The 21,765-nt window shown below is 62.0% G+C and carries 25 protein-coding genes; 16 read left to right on the forward strand and 9 right to left on the reverse strand.

All coding sequences use genetic code 11. The features are described from left to right. Window positions 1–117: 117 nt before the first annotated feature. The 4 genes from ACI48D_RS11685 to pcaF all read left to right on the forward strand — a co-directional run bounded on the left by ACI48D_RS11685 (window position 118) and on the right by pcaF (window position 5,149). Window positions 118–1,461 (forward strand): MFS transporter, encoded by a 1,344-nt coding sequence (locus tag ACI48D_RS11685; RefSeq protein WP_435571389.1) that lies wholly within the window; start codon window positions 118–120, stop codon window positions 1,459–1,461. Between the two features lie 49 nt (window positions 1,462–1,510). Next, the gene (locus ACI48D_RS11690; protein ID WP_435571390.1) at window positions 1,511–2,284 is read left to right on the forward strand and encodes an SDR family NAD(P)-dependent oxidoreductase; all 774 of its coding nucleotides are present in this window, start codon (window positions 1,511–1,513) and stop codon (window positions 2,282–2,284) included. A gap of 5 nt (window positions 2,285–2,289) precedes the next feature. Then, the gene (locus ACI48D_RS11695; protein WP_435571391.1) at window positions 2,290–3,858 is read left to right on the forward strand and encodes a 3-hydroxyacyl-CoA dehydrogenase; all 1,569 of its coding nucleotides are present in this window, start codon (window positions 2,290–2,292) and stop codon (window positions 3,856–3,858) included. An 88-nt stretch (window positions 3,859–3,946) separates the two neighbouring features. Beyond that, window positions 3,947–5,149, forward strand: coding sequence for a 3-oxoadipyl-CoA thiolase (gene pcaF / locus ACI48D_RS11700; protein ID WP_435571392.1), 1,203 nt, complete (start codon window positions 3,947–3,949; stop codon window positions 5,147–5,149). 43 nt (window positions 5,150–5,192) lie between these two features. On the opposite strand, the gene ACI48D_RS11705 is transcribed toward pcaF, so the two are convergent. The 4 genes from ACI48D_RS11705 to ACI48D_RS11720 all read right to left on the reverse strand — a co-directional run bounded on the left by ACI48D_RS11705 (window position 5,193) and on the right by ACI48D_RS11720 (window position 7,516). Continuing rightward, on the reverse strand, window positions 5,193–6,173 hold the full coding sequence (locus tag ACI48D_RS11705; protein WP_435571393.1) for an NADPH:quinone reductase: 981 nt from the start codon (window positions 6,171–6,173) through the stop codon (window positions 5,193–5,195). 68 nt (window positions 6,174–6,241) lie between these two features. Further along, window positions 6,242–6,598 (reverse strand): putative quinol monooxygenase, encoded by a 357-nt coding sequence (locus ACI48D_RS11710; RefSeq protein WP_435571394.1) that lies wholly within the window; start codon window positions 6,596–6,598, stop codon window positions 6,242–6,244. Next, complete coding sequence (locus ACI48D_RS11715) at window positions 6,591–6,770, reverse strand: tautomerase family protein (RefSeq protein WP_435571395.1); 180 nt, start codon at window positions 6,768–6,770, stop codon at window positions 6,591–6,593. The genes ACI48D_RS11710 and ACI48D_RS11715 overlap by 8 nt, the downstream gene beginning before the upstream one ends. 38 nt (window positions 6,771–6,808) lie before the next feature. Next, entirely contained in the window at window positions 6,809–7,516 is a 708-nt protein-coding gene (locus ACI48D_RS11720; RefSeq protein ID WP_435571396.1) for an SDR family NAD(P)-dependent oxidoreductase, read from the reverse strand. Window positions 7,517–7,809: 293 nt separating this feature from the next. Between ACI48D_RS11720 and ACI48D_RS11725 the strand changes: the two genes are divergently transcribed. The 4 genes from ACI48D_RS11725 (at window position 7,810) to ACI48D_RS11740 (ending at window position 10,196) form a co-directional block, all read left to right on the forward strand. After that, a complete protein-coding gene (locus ACI48D_RS11725) occupies window positions 7,810–8,160 on the forward strand; it encodes a CzcE family metal-binding protein (RefSeq protein ID WP_435571397.1) in 351 nt (116 codons plus the stop codon). 181 nt (window positions 8,161–8,341) lie between these two features. Next, a complete protein-coding gene (locus ACI48D_RS11730) occupies window positions 8,342–8,662 on the forward strand; it encodes a hypothetical protein (protein ID WP_435571398.1) in 321 nt (106 codons plus the stop codon). Beyond that, on the forward strand, window positions 8,655–9,146 hold the full coding sequence (locus ACI48D_RS11735) for a substrate binding domain-containing protein (RefSeq protein ID WP_435571592.1): 492 nt from the start codon (window positions 8,655–8,657) through the stop codon (window positions 9,144–9,146). The genes ACI48D_RS11730 and ACI48D_RS11735 overlap by 8 nt, the downstream gene beginning before the upstream one ends. A gap of 129 nt (window positions 9,147–9,275) precedes the next feature. Further along, on the forward strand, window positions 9,276–10,196 hold the full coding sequence (locus ACI48D_RS11740) for a LysR substrate-binding domain-containing protein (protein WP_435571399.1): 921 nt from the start codon (window positions 9,276–9,278) through the stop codon (window positions 10,194–10,196). Here the strand turns inward: ACI48D_RS11740 and ACI48D_RS11745 are convergent. Beyond that, complete coding sequence (locus ACI48D_RS11745; RefSeq protein WP_435571400.1) at window positions 10,193–11,218, reverse strand: GlxA family transcriptional regulator; 1,026 nt, start codon at window positions 11,216–11,218, stop codon at window positions 10,193–10,195. The two genes, ACI48D_RS11740 and ACI48D_RS11745, sit on opposite strands and share 4 nt — an antisense overlap. A 141-nt stretch (window positions 11,219–11,359) precedes the next feature. Between ACI48D_RS11745 and ACI48D_RS11750 the strand changes: the two genes are divergently transcribed. Then, complete coding sequence (locus tag ACI48D_RS11750) at window positions 11,360–12,466, forward strand: S-(hydroxymethyl)glutathione dehydrogenase/class III alcohol dehydrogenase (protein WP_435571401.1); 1,107 nt, start codon at window positions 11,360–11,362, stop codon at window positions 12,464–12,466. A 21-nt stretch (window positions 12,467–12,487) separates the two neighbouring features. On the opposite strand, the gene ACI48D_RS11755 is transcribed toward ACI48D_RS11750, so the two are convergent. The 3 genes from ACI48D_RS11755 to ACI48D_RS11765 form a co-directional block, all read right to left on the reverse strand. Continuing rightward, window positions 12,488–12,946, reverse strand: coding sequence for a MarR family winged helix-turn-helix transcriptional regulator (locus tag ACI48D_RS11755; RefSeq protein WP_435571402.1), 459 nt, complete (start codon window positions 12,944–12,946; stop codon window positions 12,488–12,490). A gap of 90 nt (window positions 12,947–13,036) precedes the next feature. Further along, window positions 13,037–14,182 (reverse strand): NAD(P)-dependent alcohol dehydrogenase, encoded by a 1,146-nt coding sequence (locus ACI48D_RS11760; RefSeq protein ID WP_435571403.1) that lies wholly within the window; start codon window positions 14,180–14,182, stop codon window positions 13,037–13,039. Between the two features lie 505 nt (window positions 14,183–14,687). Beyond that, window positions 14,688–15,599, reverse strand: a complete 912-nt coding sequence (locus ACI48D_RS11765; RefSeq protein WP_435571404.1) for a LysR family transcriptional regulator — start codon at window positions 15,597–15,599, stop codon at window positions 14,688–14,690. A 117-nt stretch (window positions 15,600–15,716) separates the two neighbouring features. Between ACI48D_RS11765 and ACI48D_RS11770 the strand changes: the two genes are divergently transcribed. Continuing rightward, complete coding sequence (locus tag ACI48D_RS11770) at window positions 15,717–16,718, forward strand: alpha/beta fold hydrolase (RefSeq protein ID WP_435571405.1); 1,002 nt, start codon at window positions 15,717–15,719, stop codon at window positions 16,716–16,718. Between the two features lie 72 nt (window positions 16,719–16,790). Then, window positions 16,791–16,931: a hypothetical protein gene (locus ACI48D_RS11775; protein WP_435571406.1), complete on the forward strand. Its 141-nt coding sequence runs from the start codon at window positions 16,791–16,793 to the stop codon at window positions 16,929–16,931. A gap of 13 nt (window positions 16,932–16,944) precedes the next feature. Here the strand turns inward: ACI48D_RS11775 and ACI48D_RS11780 are convergent, their stop codons facing one another. Continuing rightward, window positions 16,945–17,517, reverse strand: a complete 573-nt coding sequence (locus ACI48D_RS11780) for a YceI family protein (RefSeq protein ID WP_435571407.1) — start codon at window positions 17,515–17,517, stop codon at window positions 16,945–16,947. 138 nt (window positions 17,518–17,655) lie between these two features. Here ACI48D_RS11780 and ACI48D_RS11785 point away from each other — a divergent pair, with 138 nt between their 5' ends. The 5 genes from ACI48D_RS11785 (at window position 17,656) to ACI48D_RS11805 (ending at window position 21,765) form a co-directional block, all read left to right on the forward strand. Further along, window positions 17,656–18,534 (forward strand): LysR family transcriptional regulator, encoded by an 879-nt coding sequence (locus tag ACI48D_RS11785; protein ID WP_435571408.1) that lies wholly within the window; start codon window positions 17,656–17,658, stop codon window positions 18,532–18,534. 132 nt (window positions 18,535–18,666) lie between these two features. Next, on the forward strand, window positions 18,667–19,452 hold the full coding sequence (locus tag ACI48D_RS11790; RefSeq protein ID WP_435571409.1) for a dioxygenase family protein: 786 nt from the start codon (window positions 18,667–18,669) through the stop codon (window positions 19,450–19,452). A gap of 10 nt (window positions 19,453–19,462) precedes the next feature. Further along, complete coding sequence (locus tag ACI48D_RS11795) at window positions 19,463–20,200, forward strand: alpha/beta hydrolase (RefSeq protein ID WP_435571410.1); 738 nt, start codon at window positions 19,463–19,465, stop codon at window positions 20,198–20,200. 31 nt (window positions 20,201–20,231) lie between these two features. Continuing rightward, a complete protein-coding gene (locus tag ACI48D_RS11800; RefSeq protein ID WP_435571411.1) occupies window positions 20,232–20,657 on the forward strand; it encodes a DoxX family protein in 426 nt (141 codons plus the stop codon). Window positions 20,658–20,757: 100 nt separating this feature from the next. Further along, window positions 20,758–21,765: an AraC family transcriptional regulator gene (locus tag ACI48D_RS11805; RefSeq protein ID WP_435571412.1), complete on the forward strand. Its 1,008-nt coding sequence runs from the start codon at window positions 20,758–20,760 to the stop codon at window positions 21,763–21,765.

The following is a 21,765-nucleotide window of genomic DNA, read 5'->3' on the forward strand; positions in this document are numbered from 1 at the left end:
GGCGCAAGCGGGCCTCGGGGCCTCGACATTCCGGAGCAAAAGTTGGCACGTCGACCAACGCATCCGGTGAAGCCAGTTTCATCACTGTATTCATAACTATCTAACAGGAGACAATCAATGAGGCAGACAATCAATAGCGCAACGCCAGCGGCGCCTGCGGATACGATGGAGATGCGGGCCGTTACGATGAATGCGATGGCAAAGCGCGCAACCATTGCCAGTACCTTCGGCGCGGCACTGGAATGGATTGACTTTGCTGCCTACGGCGCGGTAGCGGCGACCATTTTTCCGAAAATTTTTTTCAGTGCAATGGACCCCAAGATGGGGATCCTGGCAGCATTCGTCACATTCGGCGTCGGGTTCTTCGCCCGCCCGCTCGGTGGACTGTTCTTTGGCATGCTGGGTGACCGGCTAGGGCGCAAGCATGTGCTCCTCTATACCCTGGTGTTGATGGGCGTTGCGTCCTTCCTGATCGGCTGTCTTCCCACATACCAAAGCATTGGCATTCTCGCGCCGTTGTTCTTGGTGGTGCTTCGCTTCCTGCAGGGTTTCGCGCTGGGCGGGGAAGCGACTGGCGCCCAACTGATGACCATGGAACATGCGCCGCCCGAGCGCCGGGGTTTGTTCGGCTCCTTCATCAATCTGGGCTCTTCGTTCAGCGCTGCCGTCGCCAATGGCATGCTGTTTGTCCTGACGAGCCTCCTAGGTGCACAGAAGTTCGAAGAGTGGGGATGGCGCGTTCCTTTCCTGATGAGTTTTCTCTTGGTTATCGTTGGCCTGTATATCCGTATGAAAGTCTCGGAAACGCCTGCTTTCGAGCAGGCCAAGGCCCAACAGCATGAGGCAAAAGTGCCGGTGATCGAGGCCTTCCGCCAGTACCCCGGCACGATCCTGCGCTTGCTCGTGGTGTGGTGCGCGCCTACTGCGTGCTTCTATGTGATCAATATCTTCTCGCTGACCTACATCACGAAGACACTAGAGCTGTCCAGTCAGACCGCATTTCTCTGCCTGATGGGCGCGAATTTAGTGGCGGTGTTCACGATGATCCTCGGCGGTGCCGTGAGCGACCGGCTCGGACGCAAGCCGACGATGCTGATGGCTTCGGTGCTCACGCTGGTGATCGCGCTGTCGTATTTCAGCCTGCTCGACACGAAGAACTGGTATCTCATCTTCTTTGCAATGGCGGCCTTCGTCGGTGCACTGCAGATCCAGTCCGGCGTGCAGCCCGCTTTCTTCGCCGAGCCGTTTCCGACACGAGTCCGTTACTCGGGCTCCGCAGCCGCGTACACCGGCTCGAATCTGGTGGCCGGCGGACCCACGCCATTCATCGCGGCCTGGCTGTTCCAGCATTCGGGTGGGCAGACCTGGTCCATCACAGTCTTCTGCGTCGCTTTCATCGTTTGCTCGATGATCGCCATCCTCGCAAGTCCAGAAACGCGCCACGTCGATATCAAACGCTAATGCCGGCGTGCGCCGGGAAATCTGAATAGTTCGAGATTGGAGAACAACCATGCTGTTGAAAGATAAGGTTTGCATCATCGTCGGAGCGGCTTCCCTTAGGGGAATTGGATACGCCACCGCCGAACTTTTCGCCGAACACGGGGCGAGGATCGTCGCCGTCGACGTCGTGATGAATGAAGAGATTGCGGCTGAGATTAAGGCCTCGATCAACCAGAAAACGGGACTCGACGCCGACGTCGTTGGGGTGAAGTGCGACATCGGCAATTACGCCGATTGCAGGAAGCTCGTCGGCGAAACGCTGGCCCGCCACGGGAGGATCGACTGCCTGGTGAACAGCGCCGCGATCGTCAAGTCGCAGTCCCTGCTGGCGATCGAGGAAGCGGACTTCGACCGCATCGTGAACGTCAACCTCAAAGGCGCATTCAATTTGTCCAAGAGCGCGCTCGAAGTGTTCAGCGAACAGAAAAGCGGCGTAATCGTCAACGTCGCTTCGGTCGCTGCGCAACGCGGCGGCGGGCTGGTCGGTGGCGCGCATTATGCGGCCTCCAAAGGCGGCGTAATCAGCCTGACCCGCACCATTGCCCGCGAATTCGGCCCGCGAGGAATCCGCGCGAACGTGGTCAGCCCATCCATGACCGAGACCGGCATGCTGGACGGGAACATGTCTGCCGAAAAGTATCAGGAAATCGTGTCGGCCATCCCGTTGCAGCGCGCGGGGCATGCAAGGGACATCGCAGGCGCCTGTTTGTTCCTTGCGTCCGACCTTGCGGCCTATGTCACCGGCGCCACGATCGACGTAAATGGCGGCAGCCACATTCACTGAGTGCCATGGAAGGAGTCAACGTCAAGATGAACAGTGATTGCCGATGGCTACTGGAGCATGGACATCCGGATGAACAAATCGTCGGCGTCGTCGGCGCGGGCACGATGGGCGCGGGAATCGCGCAGGTGGCTGCCGCAGCGGGGCACCAGGTGCTGCTGCTGGATGTCCGTCCCGGCGCGGCCGCACAAGCGAAAGTGTCCATCGAACAAGCTGTCGAAAAGCTGGTCTTAAAGGAGCGCCTGGAGGCAGCGGAGGGTGCGGCATTGGTGGCACGGATCCATGCCATCGAATCCTTGGGTGAGATGCGCGACGCCGCACTCGTGATCGAGGTCATTCTGGAGCGGCTCGAGGCCAAGCAAAGCCTCCTGCACGAACTGGAAGACGTCGTGGGCCGCGGCGCCATTCTGGCCTCGAACACATCATCGATCTCGATCACAGCCCTGGCAAACGGGATGCGACATCCCGAACGTGTGGTGGGCATGCACTTTTTTAATCCGGTGCCCCTAATGAAACTGGTGGAAGTCGTGTCCGGCGCCGAGACGGCTCCCGCCGTCGCACAGCTGATCTTCGAAAACGCAAGGTTGTGGGGGAAAACTCCGGTGCACGCCAGGTCGACGCCAGGTTTCATCGTCAATCGCATTGCGCGTCCCTATTATGCCGAGGCCCTGAATCTACTCCAAGAGCGGGTGGGCACGCCCCATCAAATCGATAACGCCATGCGCGGAGCGGGATTCCGCATGGGACCATGTGAACTAATGGATCTGATCGGGCATGACGTCAACTACTCAGTCACGATGTCGGTATTCGAAGCCAACTATGGCGACCGGCGCTATGTCCCCTCTCTGGTCCAGAAGGACCTGGTTGACGGCGGGCGTCTGGGACGCAAGGCGGGAAAAGGGTTCTATGACGACGTCCCGTCCTTCGCGGCACCGTCGGCCCCCTCTCATACTGCAATGACTGGCGGTGGAAACGCCATTGTCATCACCGGAAGTGGCAGGATGGCGGATGCGCTGGCGCACTGGGCAACCGAGTTTGGTGTGTCCCATACTCGCGAGACGACGGATCGATCGCAGGGCCTGCTGATCGGGCCGGTTCGCCTTCACGTCACTGATGGACGAACGGCGGAGCAACTGGCGCCGGTTCTGAAAAGCAGCAACGTCGGCGTGATCGATCTGCCGCTTCTACTACAGGAAAACACCGCGATCGCCATTGCATTCTCGTTCCGTGTAGCCCCCGGGCATCGCGAACTCGTCATGCAAACCCTCGCGGCATGCCGGCTTCGACCCGTCGAGATCGATGACGTGCCCGGCCTGATCGTTGGGCGGACGATTTCCATGCTGATCAATGAAGCTGCCGATACAGTCCATCAAGGCGTCTGCGAGGAGTCTGATGCCGACACGGCGATGAAGCTGGGAACAAATTATCCAGCGGGGCCATTCGAATGGCTCGCACGGATCGGCACCGATTACGTCGTGACCATGCTCGACAACTTGTTCGAAGCCTACAGGAGCGAGCGGTATCGGGTTAGCCCCCTGGTACGGCGCCGCTACTGGAGCGCGATTCCCATTGATTGACGTTGCGGCCGCGGTATAGGACGCCGCGTTTGGAAGACAGGCTGTTACCGGCGCTAATACTCGCGCCTTGAACAAAAATGAGGATACGATGAACGACGCTTATATCTGTGATGCCATCCGCACCCCGATCGGCCGCTATGGCGGCGCCTTGAAGGACCTGCGTGCAGACGATCTCGGTGCCATCCCGTTGCGCGAGCTGGTCAAGCGCAACCCGGGGGTGGACTGGAGCGCGATTGACGATGTAATCTATGGCTGTGCCAACCAGGCCGGCGAGGACAACCGCAACGTGGCGCGTATGTCGGCTCTGCTGGCCGGCCTACCTCCCGAAGTGCCCGGCACCACCGTCAATCGCCTTTGCGGCTCCGGTATGGACGCGGTTGGCATCGCTGCTCGCGCCATTCGTGCCGGCGAAACCCGATTGATGATCGCCGGTGGCGTCGAGTCGATGACGCGCGCGCCGTTTGTGATGGGCAAGGCCGACAGCGCCTTCTCGCGCAAGGCGGAGATTTACGACACGACGATTGGCTGGCGTTTCCCCAACAAGCAGATGAAGCACATGTACGGGACCGATTCGATGCCGGAGACTGCTGAAAACGTCGCTGTCGACTACGAGGTGTCGCGCGAAAACCAGGACCGCTTCGCCTTGGCCAGCCAGCAAAAGGTGGCGCGCGCCCAACGCGATGGATTGTTCGCCGACGAAATCGTGCCGGTCATGATTCCGCAAAAAAAGGGTGAGACCATTCGCTTCGAGCACGACGAGCACCCACGCGAAACCAGTATCGAAGCGCTGGCGAAACTGAAGGGCGTGGTGCACGCCGAAGGCAGCGTTACGGCTGGAAACGCATCGGGGGTGAACGATGGCGCCTGTGCGCTTCTGATCGCCAGCGCGGAGGCCGCGAAGCAACACGGGCTGACGCCGCGAGCACGCATCCTCGGCATGGCGACTGCTGGCGTGGCGCCGCGGGTCATGGGTATCGGTCCGGCGCCGGCCAGCAAGAAGCTGCTGCAACAGCTCGGGATGAGTATCGACCAGATAGACATTATCGAGCTAAATGAGGCCTTTGCCTCGCAGGCGCTTGCGGTGTTGCGCGAACTCGGCCTGTGCGACGACGATCCGCGCGTTAACCCTTATGGTGGTGGGATCGCTCTGGGCCATCCACTCGGCATGAGCGGGGCGCGCCTGGTCACTACGGCGACGTATCAGTTGCACCGGACTGGCGGGCGCTATGCCTTGTGCACGATGTGCATTGGCGTAGGGCAGGGAATTGCAATGGTAATCGAGCGGGTCTAGCGGATCTTGAGGGTTCAGCGAGTGGTGGTGTAGAACGTGATTTTCATGGGGGGGCCATGAGCACGATGCGGCCGTCCTGCCCGCCGTGTTCCACGCGCTCATGCGCGGCTGCGATATCGTCCAGTGCAAACCGTTCCGCAATACGCAAGCCCGTCCAGCCGTTCTCGATCGCCCGGTTCAGCGCATGCGCCGCGTCGACCTTGATATCGGCCGGTACGTCGTCACTGCCCACCAGGTGAATGCTGACGTTCTTGAATAGCAGTTCCCAGAACGGAATCTGCGGCATGGCCGCATGCGTCGCATAGGCTGCAATCGAGCCGCCCACCGCAAGCAGCTCAAGATCGAGCCCAATGTTCTCGCCAAATGCCACCTCGACGATATGGTCGACCCCATCCGGTGTAATGCCCCGGACCGAGCGTACCAAGGCGCCGTCCATCAGCAGGACGTGATCGGCACCATTCTCGACCGCGATGTCCATGTTGCGCTTTGCGCGGCAGCTAGCGATCACCCGCGCACCCGCGCGATGCGCAAGCTGGACGGCACAGGCGCCGACCGCGCCGGCGCCGCCTTGTACCAGTACGGTCTTGCCTGCGAGGTCGCCCGCAACCTGCACCGCGCGGTATGCGGTGATGCCCGGAATGCCGAGGCAGGCGCCTTGTTCCATCGATGCCCCAGCCGGCAGCCGCACGGCTTGGTGTAGCGGCACGACGGTGTATTCGGCGGCCGTGCCGAACGGCCGGTAGGTCTGGGCGCCGTAGCACCACACGCGCTGGCCGATCCAGCTGTCAGGAACTCCAGCGCCGACGGCGTCGACCGTGCCCGCGCCATCGCTGTGCGGCACGACGCGCGGGAAGGGCATGCCGACCCCGAACGCGTCCTGGCGCTTCTTGACGTCGCCCGGGTTGATGCCCGATGCCTCGATGCGGATCCGCACCTCGCCTTTGCCTGGCATGGGTGTGTCCATTTCGCCAAGTACGAGCACGTCGCGGGCTGGCCCCTGATGTTCATACCACGCTGCTTTCATGGAAACTCCGGTTGGATAAATAGAAAAGCGCAGGCTATCAGAAGCCTGCGCATGCCTGTGCACGATGCTTAGCGGGCGAAGCCGTCGAAGATCGTCATGTAGGTCGCGTTGAAGCTGTCCAGCGCCTTGCGGGCCGCGGCGTTCGGGGTGCCGTACACGACCAGGGTTGCGATCGTCACCAATTGCAGGAAACGCTCGGCATAGCGGCCAAAGGTCTGCTCGACGTGGGCGACGAATGCCTCGGAGTCGCGGTAGCGCTCGAAGATGTGGACCGTCTTCTCGTCGGCGCTGACGCTGTACTGGTAAGCCAGCGTACCGGGTTCCTCGCGGCTGTCGGCGACGATGTCGGCCACCAGCGAGCGAAACTCGGTAAACTTGCCTGGCTTGACGTTCAACGTGAACACCCAGTACAGGTCGTCAGCCATAGAGCTTGCCGGCGCCGGCCCAGTCCGATGGTTTCACGTCTTCGAAGATGACGTAGATGTAGCTGGCATCGGTGCCGGTATTCTTGACGATGCTCTCGGTGATTTCCTTGGCGACTGCTTCCTTGGCCTTGGCTTCCTTGCCTTCAAACCAGGTAACGCGAACGACTGGCATGGTGATGCTCCTTCTGGCGAGTGAATAAAAATTGTTTGTTACCAGGGGATCGCACTGTCCTGGTAGTCGACGAACACCAGGCCGGGTTGGCCGGCATGTTTTGCGATCGTGTTAGCCAGGCCGGCGGTGCTGTCCTTGACTTCGACCAACGCGTCCGGACCGCCCATATCGGTCTTGACCCAGCCCGGCATCAGGGCGAGCAACGAGCGTTCGCCGCCGGCGCGCGCGGCATAGCTGCGCAGCAGCATGTTGAGGGCCGCCTTGCTGGCGCGGTAGGTTTCATAACCGCCGGTGGTGTTCGCGGAAATGCTGCCGAGGGCGGAGGTCATCACGGCGATCGAGCCGTCGGCACGCACGTGCTGGGCCAGCTGCTCGATGGCCCGCAGGGGGCTCAGCGCATTGGTCACCATCAGGTGATTGAATTCCTCGGTACTGATCTGGCCAATGGTCTGGTTCGGGTCGTCACTGACGCCGGCTACCACGAACAGCAGGTCCAGCGCGATGCCTTCCAGCCGGCGCGAGATGGCGGCGATGTCGTCCTGACGGCTGACGTCCGCCGTCAGGATCGTCAGTGCTCCCTCGGCCCTGGCCGAGAGTTCGCACAGCGCCGGCGCCACCGTCAGGCTGCGCTGGGTCGCGATAACGCGCCAGCCGCGGCCCAGGTACTCTTCGACGAGGCCGAGGCCGATGCCGCGCGATGCGCCCAGCAGCAGGACGGTACGCGGTTCTTGTTGGGTGTTTGCCATGATGTTCTCCAGCGTTGAAAGACTCTAGCTTAGAGTAGCGCTGCGTTGCGATAAACAGTCTACGATGCCCCGCTCTGTCCACCTTATGTCCGCAATCGAGCATTGTTACGTCATGCGTAACAAACTTCCTTTCCTTGGAGTATTTATCCATCTGTCGATCGGCTCTACGATTTGTCTGTCAGCCAACGTTGAGCGCTGCAGTGAGGGCAACGAAGAGGGCAAATGCGGCGTAGCGGGCGCCCGTACCAGAACCGCCGGATGCACCAGCTTTCGGCATTTCGGAGCAGATCATCATGAAAGCCAAGTTACTTATTTCGGCGGTGGCAACCGCCATCTTCACGTTCTCCAGCACCGCCGTGTTCGCTTACGCGGCCACGCAGCCCGCCAGCTTTCGCGGCAGTGCGGCTCCAGCAGGTGCCGCAGTTGACCAGGTAATCATCGTCACCGACGCGACTCGCCATGTGAACGTCGTCGGCGGCTCGACGGTGCGCTTTGTTGTGGGTGACAGGTCATTCAGCTGGAGTTTTCAGAACGGTTCGGCGCACGTTCTTCCCTTTGACCTGGGAGCGGTTGCACCGCAAGGATTGTTGAGCCATCCTGTCACCGCCTATGTGTCCGACAACCCACTGTACCAAAGCACCTGAAAACGCGGGCGCCATGATGGGGTAACATAGGCAACCATGCGTAAGGAACTCGATTACGGACTGCTTCACGCAATGAGCGCGTTTGTTCGCGTCATCGACGGCGGCAGCTTTACCGCGGCCGCTGAACATATGGGGATCAGCAAAGCCCAAGTGTCGCCTGGTCAGCATGCTGGAAGACCGCTTGCAGACCAAGCTTCTGCACCGTTCGACCCGCCGTATTTCCCCGACCGGCGCGGGCGAGCGCTACGCCGTAAGATGCAAGGTGATTCTCGACCTTGTAGCCGAGGCGGAAGGGGAGGCTGGCGGCGGCCGCCAGCAGCTGTCAGGCAGGCTGCGGGTGATGAGCATGGCGACATTCGGCAATCGCTACGTGACGCCCATGGTGGCGAGCTACTGCACGGCCAATCCTCAGGTGACCGTCGAGTACAGTTCGTCGCAGAGCGCGCGATCTGCTGGCGGAGGGTATCGACGTCAGCATCTTTCTTGCACAGTATCTGCCTGACTCGTCCCTGGTTGCCGTGAAGCTGGGGGCCATGTTCTCGGTGCTGTGCGCGGCACCCGCCTACTTGGCCCGGCGCGGTATCCCCGGGCACCCGCACGACTTGGCAGGGCACGCCTGCCTGCAGCTGGTAGCATTCTCATTTTCCTCTGATTGGAAGCTTGATTGTGGTAACCATCATCTGGTCGTGACGCCCGAAGGGCCGCTGATCGGCAACGGTGCCGAGGTGTTGCGCGAAAGCGCGCTGCAAGGACTTGGAATTGCCATGCTGCCGGCTTACAGCGTTGTCGACGATCTGCGACAGGGATCCTTGATACAGGTCCTGCCAGCCTGGAGTTCGTCCGAGATCGGCATTTTTGCGATTCTGCCTTCCGCCCGATTTGTGGACGCAAAGACCCGCGCCTGGATCGATCTCCTGAAGGGGAAACTGCCGGAAGCCGTTGCACGCGACATGGCTTTTTTCAACCAGCCTGCCTCATGCCAGTAGGGAAACAAGCTGCTGCCCCTGCGTTGCGTCAGGATGCATCGCGTGTGGACATTGAAGGGGTATTCGGCGGCCTCCAGGTACCAGTCCTCCACTTTATGTCTACAATTGGGATTTTAAGTGGATATAGTCATGGTGACTGCTGAATCGCTCAGTGGCATCCCCACCTTCATCGCGGTGGCGCGCTCGAGCAGCTTCACGGAAGCGGGCGAACTGCTGGGCATCTCGAAGTCCGCGGTCGGCAAGGCGATCGCACGGATGGAGGAGCGGCTCGGCGTCAAGCTGTTCCATCGCACCACGCGCCGCCTGAGCCTGACGGCAGACGGCGAAGCCTACTACGCGGTATGTGCAGGCGCGCTGGAAGAGATCGGAGAAGCTGAGAGCAACCTGGGCAGCCAGCTGACCGAGCCGGCCGGGCGCCTGCGCGTGGACATGCCCGCCGCATTCGGGCGGCGCGTCGTGCTGCCGGTGCTGCTGGAGATCGCAGAACGCTATCCGGCGCTGGAACTGACGCTGACCTTCACCGACCGCGTGATCGATCTGGTCGAGGAGGGCGTGGACCTGTCGATCCGCTTCGGCCCACTGGAAGACTCGAGCGACCTCGTTGCCCGCAAGCTGACCAGCCATCGCTGGGTGATCTGCGCGACCCCGGCCTATCTGAAGCGCTTCGGTGCGCCGCGCACCCTGGCCGAGGTGGCGTCACATCGCTGCATCGTGGGGCACCGCCGCGGCCAGCCCCTGTCCTGGTATGTCAACGAGGATGGCGGCGCGTTGCGTTTCATGCCGCCGGCCACCTATCAGATCGGCGATGCGGATGCGATGGTCGAGGCGACGCTGGCCGGGTTTGGCCTGTGCCAGATGCCGGAAGCGCTGTTTCGCCGGCATCTCGACGCCGGACGGCTTGTAACCGTGCTCGATGACTGCACCCAGCGCTGGATCGATGTGCACGCGGTGTGGCCGCGCGCGGTCCATCTGAGACCGAAGGTCCGTTATGTCGTCGACCGGCTGCTGGAGCTCGGCCGCGGCGGACAGCTCGATTCCGATTTCGCCTAGGGCTGGTCGGCCTTTGCGAGTCTCTCGACGCCGGTGGTCGCGAAGCGCTCCCGATACAGCCTAGGCGTAATGCCCAGCCTTTTCTGGAATATCCTTCGCATGTGCGCTTCGTCGCTGAAGCCCGCGCGTACGGACACGCTCTTTAGTGGCAGGCGCAAGTCCGCCAGAAGCTGTGTCGCGCGCTCGAAGCGGCAGGCTTCGACGAACTCCTGCACGCTCATGCGGACCTCTTGTTGAAAGATGCGGGCGAAGTGGCGATCGCTCATCTTCGCCATCCGGGCAAGCTCGCTCACCGAAACCCGCGCGCCCAGGTTCGCCATGATCCAGGTCTGGATATCGCGAATCGACGGCCGCGTGGTCCGCTCGCTGAGCAGGTGTGTGCTGAATTGCGATTGACCTCCCGGCCGCTTCAGGTAGACCACCATTTCCGTCGCGACCTCGAGTGCCAGTTCGCGTCCGAAGTCTTCCTCGACCAGCGCCAGGGCAAGGTCGATCCCGGCCGTTACTCCCGCCGAGGTCCACAGCTTGCCGGTCTGGACGAAGATCGCATCCACGTCGACGTCCACGGCAGGAAAGTCAGCCTGCAGGCGTTCCGCGACGCTCCAGTGGGTGGTGGCACGTTTCCCATCCAGTACTCCGGCGGCGGCCAGGAAAAAAGCGCCCGAGCACAGCGCGGCCAAGCGGCCGATGCGTGGCATGGCGCTGCCGACCCACTCGACGATGTCTGGACTTTCGGACAGGGCGCCGTGGATATCGCGCGCGCCGACGATCACCGCGATGTCGGGCAGCGACAGCGTATTCAGGGCTTTGGTGGCCTGCAGTGCCATCAGGGTATCCGACTGCACCATGCCGATGCGATCGGAAGCAATGCGCACGTCGTACCCGGGCGGCTGGCCACGGCGCTGTAGGTGCAGGTTGGCGTACTCGAACACAGACATGGGGCCAACGGCTTCCATCGCCTTGAATCCAGGGTACACGACGATATCGATGGTCTTGCCGACGAGGGAGAGGGCTGGATTCATTACTTGTGTCGCCGAAAGGCAGTCAAAATCCGGCCATTATTGCACCACATCCTGCCATCGTGAGACGGCATGTCGGATTTCGGTTCAGAACGCCAGCACAATGCGTGCATCCAATCCTGTAAGCATCGTGAAGGCAAAGTTATGAAAACCAAAGCAGCCGTGGCCTGGCAAGCGGGCGCCCCCTTGACCATCGAAGACGTCGACCTCCAGGGGCCGCGCGCTGGCGAGGTGCTGGTCGAGTTGAAGGCCACCGGCATCTGCCATACCGACTACTACACCTTGTCCGGCGCCGATCCGGAAGGCCTGTTCCCTGCCATCCTGGGTCACGAAGGCGCCGGTGTGGTGGTCGATGTCGGCCCCGGCGTGAGCAGTCTGAAAAAGGACGATCACGTCATTCCGCTGTACACACCGGAATGCCGTCAGTGCAAATTCTGCCTGTCGCAGAAGACCAACCTGTGCCAGGCCATCCGCAGCACCCAGGGCCGCGGCCTGATGCCGGACGCCACCAGCCGCTTCTCGCTCGACGGCAAGCCGATCTACCACTACATGGGCACCTCGACCTTCTCGAACTACATCGTGGTGCCGGAGATCGCGCTGGCCAAGATCCGCTCGGACGCGCCGTTCGACAAGGTCTGCTACATCGGCTGCGGCGTCACCACCGGCATCGGCGCCGTGATCTTCACGGCCAAGGTGGAGGCGGGCGCCAACGTGGTCGTGTTCGGCCTGGGCGGGATCGGCCTGAATGTGATCCAGGCGGCCAAGATGGTCGGCGCCGACAAGATCATCGGCGTGGACATCAATCCGGGACGTGAAGAGATGGCGCGCAAGTTCGGCATGACCCATTTCGTCAATCCGACCCAGGTCGAGAACGTGGTCGACGCCATCGTCCAGCTGACCGACGGCGGCGCCGATTACTCCTTCGAGTGCATCGGCAACGTGACCACGATGCGCCAGGCGCTGGAATGCTGCCACAAGGGCTGGGGCCAGTCGATCATCATCGGCGTGGCCGAAGCCGGCAAGGAGATCTCGACCCGTCCGTTCCAGCTGGTCACCGGCCGCGTCTGGCGCGGCTCGGCCTTCGGCGGCGCGCGCGGCCGCACCGACGTGCCGAAGATCGTCGACTGGTACATGGAGAACAAGATCAACATCGACGACCTGATCACGCACCACCTGCGCCTCGACCAGATCAACGAGGGCTTCGACCTGATGAAGAGTGGCGAGTCGATCCGCTCGGTCGTGCTGTACTGACGGCCTTGCACCGGCAGTAAATCAGCCTGCGGCGTTGCGGTTGGCGAGCAGGCGCTGGAGTAGCCCCTGCAACTGCGCCGCTTCCGCGGGCGAGAAGCCATCCAGGAACTGGCCGTAGACTCGCGTGATGATCTCCATGATCTGCGGATAGAGGGCGCTGCCTTTCGGCGTCAGTTCGACGTTGACCTGGCGGCGGTCGAGGTCGTCGCGTAGGCGCTGGATGATGCCTTTGACTTCGAGGCGGTCCAGCAGGCGCGACATCGGACCGGCGTCGATCCCGGCGAACTGGCAGAATTCGTTGACCGTGCGGGCACGCCCGCGCATCGCGCCGATCACGACGATGAACTGGGAAGAGGTCAGGTCGAGAGGCGCCAGTTCATGCTCGAGCGCCATGAACACAGTATTGCGGACGGTATTGACCAGGTGGCCAAGTCCGCCGCCGATGAGATAGTCGAGTTCCGCGCCTGCGTCTTGTGCCACGATTCCTCCGTTGAGGCGGCCATGGTAATTGCACGGGCAAATACTTTCAAGACGCCGGCTGCCCTTGGCAGCGGCAGCCGGGCAGGCGGCTTACGCGGCGATGCTGTCGATACGCAGGATCGGCTTGATGGTAATGCCGCTTTCGCTATCGGCCATCGACTGGTTGACTTCTTCGAACGGATAGAACTTGACCAAGCGATCGAAGGGGAAGCGGCCTTGGCGGTACAGCTCGATCAGTTCGGGAATGAAGGTGCGAGACACCACGTCGCCTTGCACGATGCCCATGATGCGGCGGCCCGGGATCATGACGTCGTTGACGTTGAACGAGGCTTCGGTGCCTTCCGGCGTCGCGCCGACGATGCCGCAGGTGCCCAACAGGCCGACGCTGTCGATGGCTTGGCGCAGGACGGCGGCGCGGCCGCTGCACTCCAGCGTGAAGTCGGCACCGCCGCGGGTCAGCTTCCTGACCTCGGCGACCGGATCGGTTTCGCGGCTGTTGACGGCGTGGGTGGCGCCCAGTTCAAGCGCAAGCTCAAGGCGGGCAGGATTCACGTCGACAGCGATGATCTTCGTCGCGCCGGCTACGCGCGCGGCCATGATCGCCGCCAGGCCAACGGCGCCGGTGCCGAAGGCGGCGAAGGAGGACCCGGCGCGGACTTTCATCGCGTTCAGCACTGCGCCGGCGCCGGTCTGGATGCCGCAGCCGAGGGGACCGAGCAGCTCGAGCTGCACGTCCTTGTCGACCTTGACGACGTTCAGCTCGCTGGCGATTGCATGGGTGGCGAAGGATGACTGGCCGAAAAAGTGGTCGTGCAGTTCGCCGCCGTCATGGGTGCAGGCGGACGAACTGCCATCCAGGCGGCCACCACCAAAGTTGAGGGGGCCCATGTTCGCGCAGTGGGCCGGGTGGCCGGTGGCGCAGGGCGCGCACAGGCCGCAATACATGTAGGTCATGACCACGTGGTCGCCCGGCGCGACGGTGGTCACGTTGCGGCCGACCTGTTCGACAATGCCTGCGCCTTCGTGGCCCAGGATCATCGGCAGTGGCGTTTTGAACTGTTGGTCGCGGATGACCATGTCGGTGTGGCACACGCCAGTGGCAACCATGCGCACGAGCACTTCGTTGTCGCGCGGTGCTTCGAGCGTTGCGGTTTCAAATTGCAGCGGTTTACCGGCTTCGCGGGCGACGGCGGCACGGATGGGCTGGCGCTGTTGGGGGTTTGCGTTATTCGTCACTTCAGGATCCTCCTGTTGGTAGGGAGGCGCCAGCTCGGATGGTTGGTGCCCCCGCGCTCGGTACTATAGGACGAGGAGGTTGATGGATAAATAACCGATCAGGTTGGAGACCCGAAACAATATGTTTGGAATCCGCTTCCAGCGGAGCCGGAAAGAGATGCGACTAAATGTTAACGAGCAAGCTCAACCGGCACTACCACCTGTGGATTTGCGCTAGAAAGCGAGCAGGCAAAAAAATGCCCGCAAGGAGCGGGCTGAATCTATTTTCATTGGAGGAGAATAGAGGAGACGAGACCATTATGCTGCAGCGCACAAGAATCGTCCAATAACGATTCGTGATATCCGGAGTTCACAAGTCTATGTGCGAGAAGCTCTGCTATGCTGCGGAGCCCCTGATGATCAATTTAAACAATCTATCCGCAACCAGCAACAAGTGCATGAGGCACCAAAGAGGAATGACGGCTGGACACTAGTGCGCTGCAGCGACTTGAAACGCGACCTGTAGTTAGTCAACACCGTCAGCGAGCGTTGCCTCGCGCCCAAACGTCCCCACAGCAAAATCAATAAAGCTACGCAACTTCGGCGTCAACCGCCGGTCCGGCGCATACAGGATATGCATCGGCCGCACCGGCGCCGAGTACTCTGGCAGTACCCTGACCAAGCTACCGGATTCGAGCGCGGCCCGCACCAGCTCCAGCGGCTGCAGCATGATCCCCATCGCAGCCTTCGCAATGGCGAGCATGGCTTCGCCGTGATTTGCCATGAAGCGCCCCGACACCGGTATCGTCACGCGTCCTTCCGGACCGTCCAGCGTCCAGTGCGTACGCAACTCGGTGTGGGAAAAACCCAGGCATTCGTGCTTCGACAAATCGGCCAGGGTACGGAGCGCCGGGTGGCGCTCCAGGTAAGCCGGCGCCGCGCACAGTAGGAGCTGGTAGGGCGCCAGTTCCCGTGCGATCAGGCTGCTGTCGGCCAGTTCGCCGATGCGGAACACAACGTCGAAGCCTTCCTCGATCGCATCCACGTAGCCGTTGGATAGCGAGAGGTCGAGCGTGACCTCCGGATTGGCGGTGAGGTATTCCGGTAGCCGCGGCGCCAATGCATGGACGCCGAAGGTAACGGGGGCATTGACGCGCAGCCGTCCGCGCGGGACGGCACGCGTTTCCGCAGCGAGGCCCTCGGCCGACTCGACTTCGGCCAGGATCACCTTCACGCGCTCGTAGTAGCTGGCGCCGACTTCCGTCAGGTGGTGGCGCCGCGTCGTACGGTTCAGCAGGCGCACGCCGAGGTGGTGCTCCAGGGTCTGCACATGCTTGCCGACCAGTTGGGACGACATGTGCATGGCCTCGCCGGCAGCCGAAAATGATCCCAGTTCGACGGCCTTGGCGAACACCGTCATGCTCAGTAAGCGATCCATTTGAAATAATCCGTTTCAGGTGTTAAAGCATAGCACCTATTTATCGCACTATGTTTCAGGTCGTATAGTGGCGGTCATCAGCTGCTTGGCAGCGACAAGATACAAGGATCGAGAGACATGAAGCGAAACCTCATTTCCAATACGCTAGCCGGCCTGACGCTGGCACTGGCCGCCGCCGGCGCGTGGGCGGCTCCGGCGATCGACGTGATCGGCAAGGACTTCACCTTCCCGAACAAGATCGAAGGCATGCCGGCCAAGCTGTCGGACTTCAAGGACCTGCAGATCAACAGCTTCACCACCAGCGACGGTGTCAAGCTGTCGTATTGGGAAGCCGGCAAGGGCAAGCCGCTGGTCTTCATTCCGGGCTGGTCGGCGAATGGCGCGGAGTACGTCAACGTGATGTACCTGCTCAGCAAGCACTACCACGTGTACGTCCTCGATCCGCGCAACCAGGGTATGTCCGAACACAGCGAGCGCGGGGCACGTGTCGCACGCTTCGGTGCCGACCTGAAGGAATTCGGCGACCACCTGGGCCTCAAGAAGGCCGACTACTGCGGCTGGTCGATGGGCGCGGCCGTGTTGTGGAGCTATATCGACCTGTTCGGCACCAAGGGCATCAACAAGGTGGCATTCATCGATGAGCCGCCGTCGATCTACAGCCACGCCGACTGGTCCGAAAAGGAGCGCCAGGACGCAGGGGGCATGACCAGTTCGCCGGAACGCATGGTCGAGGCATTCACGACCGGCAAGCCGGTCAGCTCGTTCATCGTCCAGAGCCAGGCGTTCCAGCGCTTCACGTTGCGCGATTCGCCATACTTCGCGAACTCCGAGGCGTTCGCCGAGGCGGCGGTGAAGAACGACATGAACGCCATCAAGCGGGTGCTGTTCGACCATGCGATGAACGACTGGCGCGACGTCATCCGCACCAAGGTGAATGTCCCGACTGCGATCTTCACCGGCGTCTACAGCGATTCGCTGCAGGGCCAGCGCTGGATCCATTCGGTGATCCCGAACAGCGAACTGCACGTGTACTCGGCGGCAGAGCAGGGTGACCACTTCCTGGCTTTCAAGAACCCGATCAAGTTCACGACCGAGCTGCGCAGCTTCCTGGAGCGTTGATCCAAACGGGACAGAGCATGGCGTCACACGCGCCATGCAGCGCTTTTGAAGTCCAGCCAGTGGGAGGGCAGAATGAAGACCTATGTACTCATGGTGGTGCTCGCAATTACGGCTATCGTCGCTATTGCGACCGTGGAACCGGCATTCCAGGGACCGGAAACCCAGGCGAACACAAGCGCAGCCAGGGAGCCGGTCAAATCCGACATGTCTTGAGTGGTACGCTAGCTCACTGTTTGAGCGCCTCTACCTGAATAGCCAGCTTCACCTCCGGGCTGAAGCCCATCTGGGTGCCGTAGCCGATGCCGAAGTCGCTGCGGTTGAAGGTGGCGACTGCGTTGGCGCCGCATACCTCGCGCTTGAACATCGGGTGCGGCATGCACTTGAAGCGGTCGATCACGAGCTTGACCGGCTTGGTCACGCCATGCAGCGTCAGCTCGCCGTTCACAACGGCGGGCTTGTCGCCCTTGAACTGGATCGAGGACGACTTGTAGACCGCCTTCGGGTACTTCAGGACGTCGAACATCTCCTCGCTCATCACGTGTTCATTCAGCTTCGCGTGGCCGAAGTCGATGCTGTCGGTGTCGATCGTGATATCGATACTGCCGGTCTTCGCGGCGCGGTCAAGGGTGATGCTGCCGCTGGTCTTGGTGAACTTCCCGCGCCAGGTCGAGAGACCGCCGAAGTGGTCGGCTTCGAAGCTGGGGTAGGTGTGGTTCGGCTCGATGTTGTAGGTGTCGGCGGCGAAGGCGGATGTGGCGATCGTGGCGGCGAGCAGGGCGACGAGGTGCTTAGATTTCATGAAATTTCCTTGTTAGCGGTTGATGGCGCCCGGACAGGATGGGCACTCCTGCACTATAAGAGTCTCTCTTGCAGGGATAAACCGTATAAAATCGGAATAACTATTCCTACTTTTGAGACAATGGATAAATTTCTCGAAATGAAAGTTCTCTCGGCGGTCGTCGAATCCGGGAGCTTTACCCGCGCTGCTGATGCGCTGGACATGTCCAAGGCTGCCGTCTCACGCTACGTGGCCGAACTCGAGGAGCGTCTCGGCGTACGCCTGCTGCACCGGACCACGCGCAAGCTGTCGCCCACGACTGAGGGCGAGATCTTCTATGCGCGCTGCCGTGAACTGCTCGGCAACCTCGACGAAGCGGAAGCCGAGATCACCTCGCGTACTGGTGAAGCGGCTGGCCTGCTGAAAGTGAGCGTCCCCGTGACCTTCGGCCTCATGCATCTTGCGCCGCTTTGGCCAGCCTTCCTGGCGCGGCACCCCAAGCTCTCGCTCGACGTTACGCTATTGGATCGCGTGGTCGACCTGGTCGAGGATGGCTTCGACATGGCGGTACGCATCGGCCAGCTGTCAGCGTCCACCCTCATCAGCCGAAAGCTGGCCTCCACGCGCATGGTGTTGTGCGCGTCTCCAGCTTATCTACTGCGCCGGGGCGAACCGGCGCAGCCGGGTGACCTCACGCAGCACGACGTGATTTCGTACAGCCTGTTTGCCAGCGGCGAGAACTGGAATTTCACCGGACCGGGTGGCGAGGTCACGGTCAAGGTGGCGCCGCGCATGCGCACCAACAGCGGCGATACCTGCCGCGCGGCCGCGCTGCACGACCAGGGCTTGATCCTGCAGCCGACCTTCATCGTCGGTCCGGACCTGGCGCAGGGGCTACTGAAGGAAACCATGCCCGGCTACCGGTCGGTCGAACTGGGCATCAATGCCGTCTACCCATCGCGCAAGTTCGTCTCGCCCAAGGTGCGCCTGCTGATCGATTTCCTGGTCGAGGCGTTTGCGCGCCCGGCGTGGGAGTAGTCGAGTTGCTCGATATTGTTCCTTGTAGTGAGATAGTTTGGAATCCAAAGGGCTATTTATCGCGGAAATAAAGATCATTAAGATGGGGCATCTGAATGCGGCGCTTGCCGCTCAAATGAACGAGGATCCGCGATGTCCCAACTTCCTACTCTCTTCCTGTCTCATGGCTCGCCCATGCTGGCGCTCCAGGACAGCCCGGCGCGCCGCTTCCTGCAAGGACTCGGCAAGACGCTCGAGTGCCCGGAGGCCATCGTCGTCGTGTCTGCCCATTGGGAAACCAGGGGTGGCCCGGCCGTGAGCCTGGCCCCGCAGCCCGAGACCATCCACGACTTCGGTGGCTTCCCGCGTGCGCTGTTCGAGATGCAGTATCCCGCGCCGGGCGCACCGGAGGCTGCCCAACGCGCCGCCGCGCTGCTCGAAGCCCATGGAATGCCGGTTGGCCACGGCGCGCAGCGTGGACTCGATCACGGCGCCTGGGTGCCACTGAGTCTCATGTATCCGGATGCCGACATCCCTGTCGCACAACTGTCGGTCGTGCATGGCGCGAGCCCGGCCGAGCATGAACGCCTAGGGCGCGCACTGACTGAGCTGCGCAACGAAGGCGTGCTGGTCGTCGGCTCGGGATCGCTGACCCACAACCTGTACGAGTTCAGGGGGCAGGGCATCGATGCCCCGGTGCCGCAGTGGGTCAGCGAATTCGAAGCGTGGATGAAGGTGCGCCTGGAAAACAGCGAGCGTGCCGCACTGCTGGACTATCGCCGTACGGCGCCATTCGCCGCGCAAAACCATCCGACCGAGGAGCACCTACTGCCCTTGTTCGTGGCAATGGGCGCGGCGGGACCAGACGCCCGCGCGACCCAGTTGCACGCAAGTTTCGAACATGGCGTGCTCGCCATGGACGCCTACGCATTTCAATAAGGAGAATAGCATGACCGAAGCACTCAACAACGTCACGATCGAACCGGTGACGGGCCTGGCATACCGCGTCCGTCCGGCGCAAGTGGCGACGGCGAAAGCGCCTTGCCTGCTGCTCCTCCATGGCGTCGGGTCAAACGAAACCGGCTTCATTGAACTGGCGCGCCAGATGGATCCGAGGCTTGTCGTGATCCTTCTTCGCGGCCCGCTGGTACTTGCGCCCGGCCGGTTTGCCTGGTTCCAGGTGAGCTTCACGCCGTCGGGGCCTGCCATCGACGCGGCGCAGGCCGAACGGTCCCGCGCCACGCTGCTTGATTTCATCGAGCAGCTGCCGGCGAGTCACGGCGTCGATCCCGAGCGAATCTGGATCGCCGGCTTCAGCCAAGGCGGGATCATGAGCGCCAGCGTTGCGCTGACGGCACCCGACAGCGTTGCCGGCTTTGGCGTGCTGAGCGGACGGATACTGCCCGAAGTGCTGCCGCAGGTTCAGCGCGGACCCGCGCTCGGAAAGGTCCAGGCTTTCGTCAGCCACGGCGTGCACGACCAGACGCTCGGCATCCATTTCGCGCACTACGCGCGACAGGTGCTGACCGAGCTTGGGGTCCCGCTGGCCTACACCGAGTATGTCGCGGGCCACGCCCTGGACGGGGCGATGATCGGCAACTTCCAGCGCTGGCTGGGAGCTCAGCTAAATGTCGGCAATGCCATCGCCGGTGCTGCCAGCACTGATCCAACCACCCACCGTACGTAAATAATCGCATCATTAGTTAAAAGGAACCGTCATGGAAAATACCAACATCTCGCTGCACCCGCATGACGACCAGGGCAAGCTGGTCCTGCGCATCATCCTTGCCGTCCTGCTGCTGTTCCACGGCGTCTCCAAGCTCATTGGCGGAGTCGGTTTCATTACCGGCATGTTGGAGAAGGCTGGCCTGCCAGGCATATTCGGCTACCTGGTGTACATCGGCGAAGTGGTCGCGCCGCTGCTGATCCTGTTCGGCGTCTTCACCCGGGCGGCGGCGCTGGTCGTGATCATCAACATGCTCGTCGCCTTGCTGCTGGTGCACACGAGCCAGGTCTTTACCCTGAACGAGACGGGCGGCTGGGCCCTCGAGCTGCAGGGCATGTACCTGGGCGGCGCAATCGTCGTGGCCCTGCTGGGTGCGGGCCGCTACAGCATCGGCGGGACGGCGGGGCGCTGGAACTGATCCGGCGACATTCATGGAATCTATCCGCAGCATTCATCGCGTTTGCTGCGGGCATGGCGCAACGATCCTATACTTGAATGTCGTTGTTCAGAAGGATGAAATGAGACGGGAAGACCAGACGGACCTGCTGTTGTCCGACCGCTTCAGCAAGGTGGCGACGGCGGACGTGCTGGTCGCCAGGCCCGTCATCGAGCAGCTCCAGGGGTCCTATCTCGCGCATCCCAGGACCATGACCTCGCGCCGCGACATGCAGATCCGGGCCGCGCACTTCGGAGACGTCTCGATCTCCACATTCGCATTCGGCAGGGCGGTCGACATCACGCCAACTGGACTGGAGGATGCAGTGGTGGTGACTACGGCCATCAGGGGGAAGGCAGGCATCACGATCGACGGCAACACCTTCGATGTCGATGCCGGCGACACTATCATCGCGCACGAGGAAGACCGCCCCGTATTCATGTACGAGCCGGATACCGAAGTGCTCAAACTGCGGTTCCACCGGTCGCGTCTGGAGCAGTTCTTCATGCAGGCTTATGGCAGGGCGCCACGCAGCCGCCTGCACTTCGACACCGAGATGTCCGATGCGCATACTGCTGCGCGCTGGGTATCATTGCTGCGCTTCCTGGTCTTGACCCTGAACGGTGCGGGTGCGCACGCGCGAACGATGCTGGAACTGGCGTCCATCGAACAGATGCTGATGCTGACCCTGCTGAACAGCCAGCCGCACAACTACGCCATCGCGCGCGGCAGCGCGGCGCATGGCACCGCATCGACGCCCTTCGAACGCGCGCACGATTTCATCCACCAGCATCTGGGAAGCGACATCGTCCTGGCCGACATTGCGAAAGCCGCATACTGCAGCCCGCGTACCCTGGCGCGGGCGTTCAAGGATGCCGGTGAGGCGGCGCCGATGCAGTATGTGCGCAAGCTGCGGCTAGAGAGAATCAGGGCGGAGTTACTGGCGCCGGCATCCGGGCGCAAGACCGTGGCCGAGCTCGCCTTCGAATGGGGATATCGCCACCTCGGCGAATTCAACCGCCAGTACCGCACCGCCTTCGGCGAGACGCCATCGCAGACGCGCGAGGGCGCCTTTGTGGCGCTGGCCTGA

Source organism: Massilia sp. LXY-6 (genome assembly GCF_051233485.1).
Classification (GTDB): domain Bacteria; phylum Pseudomonadota; class Gammaproteobacteria; order Burkholderiales; family Burkholderiaceae_D; genus Telluria.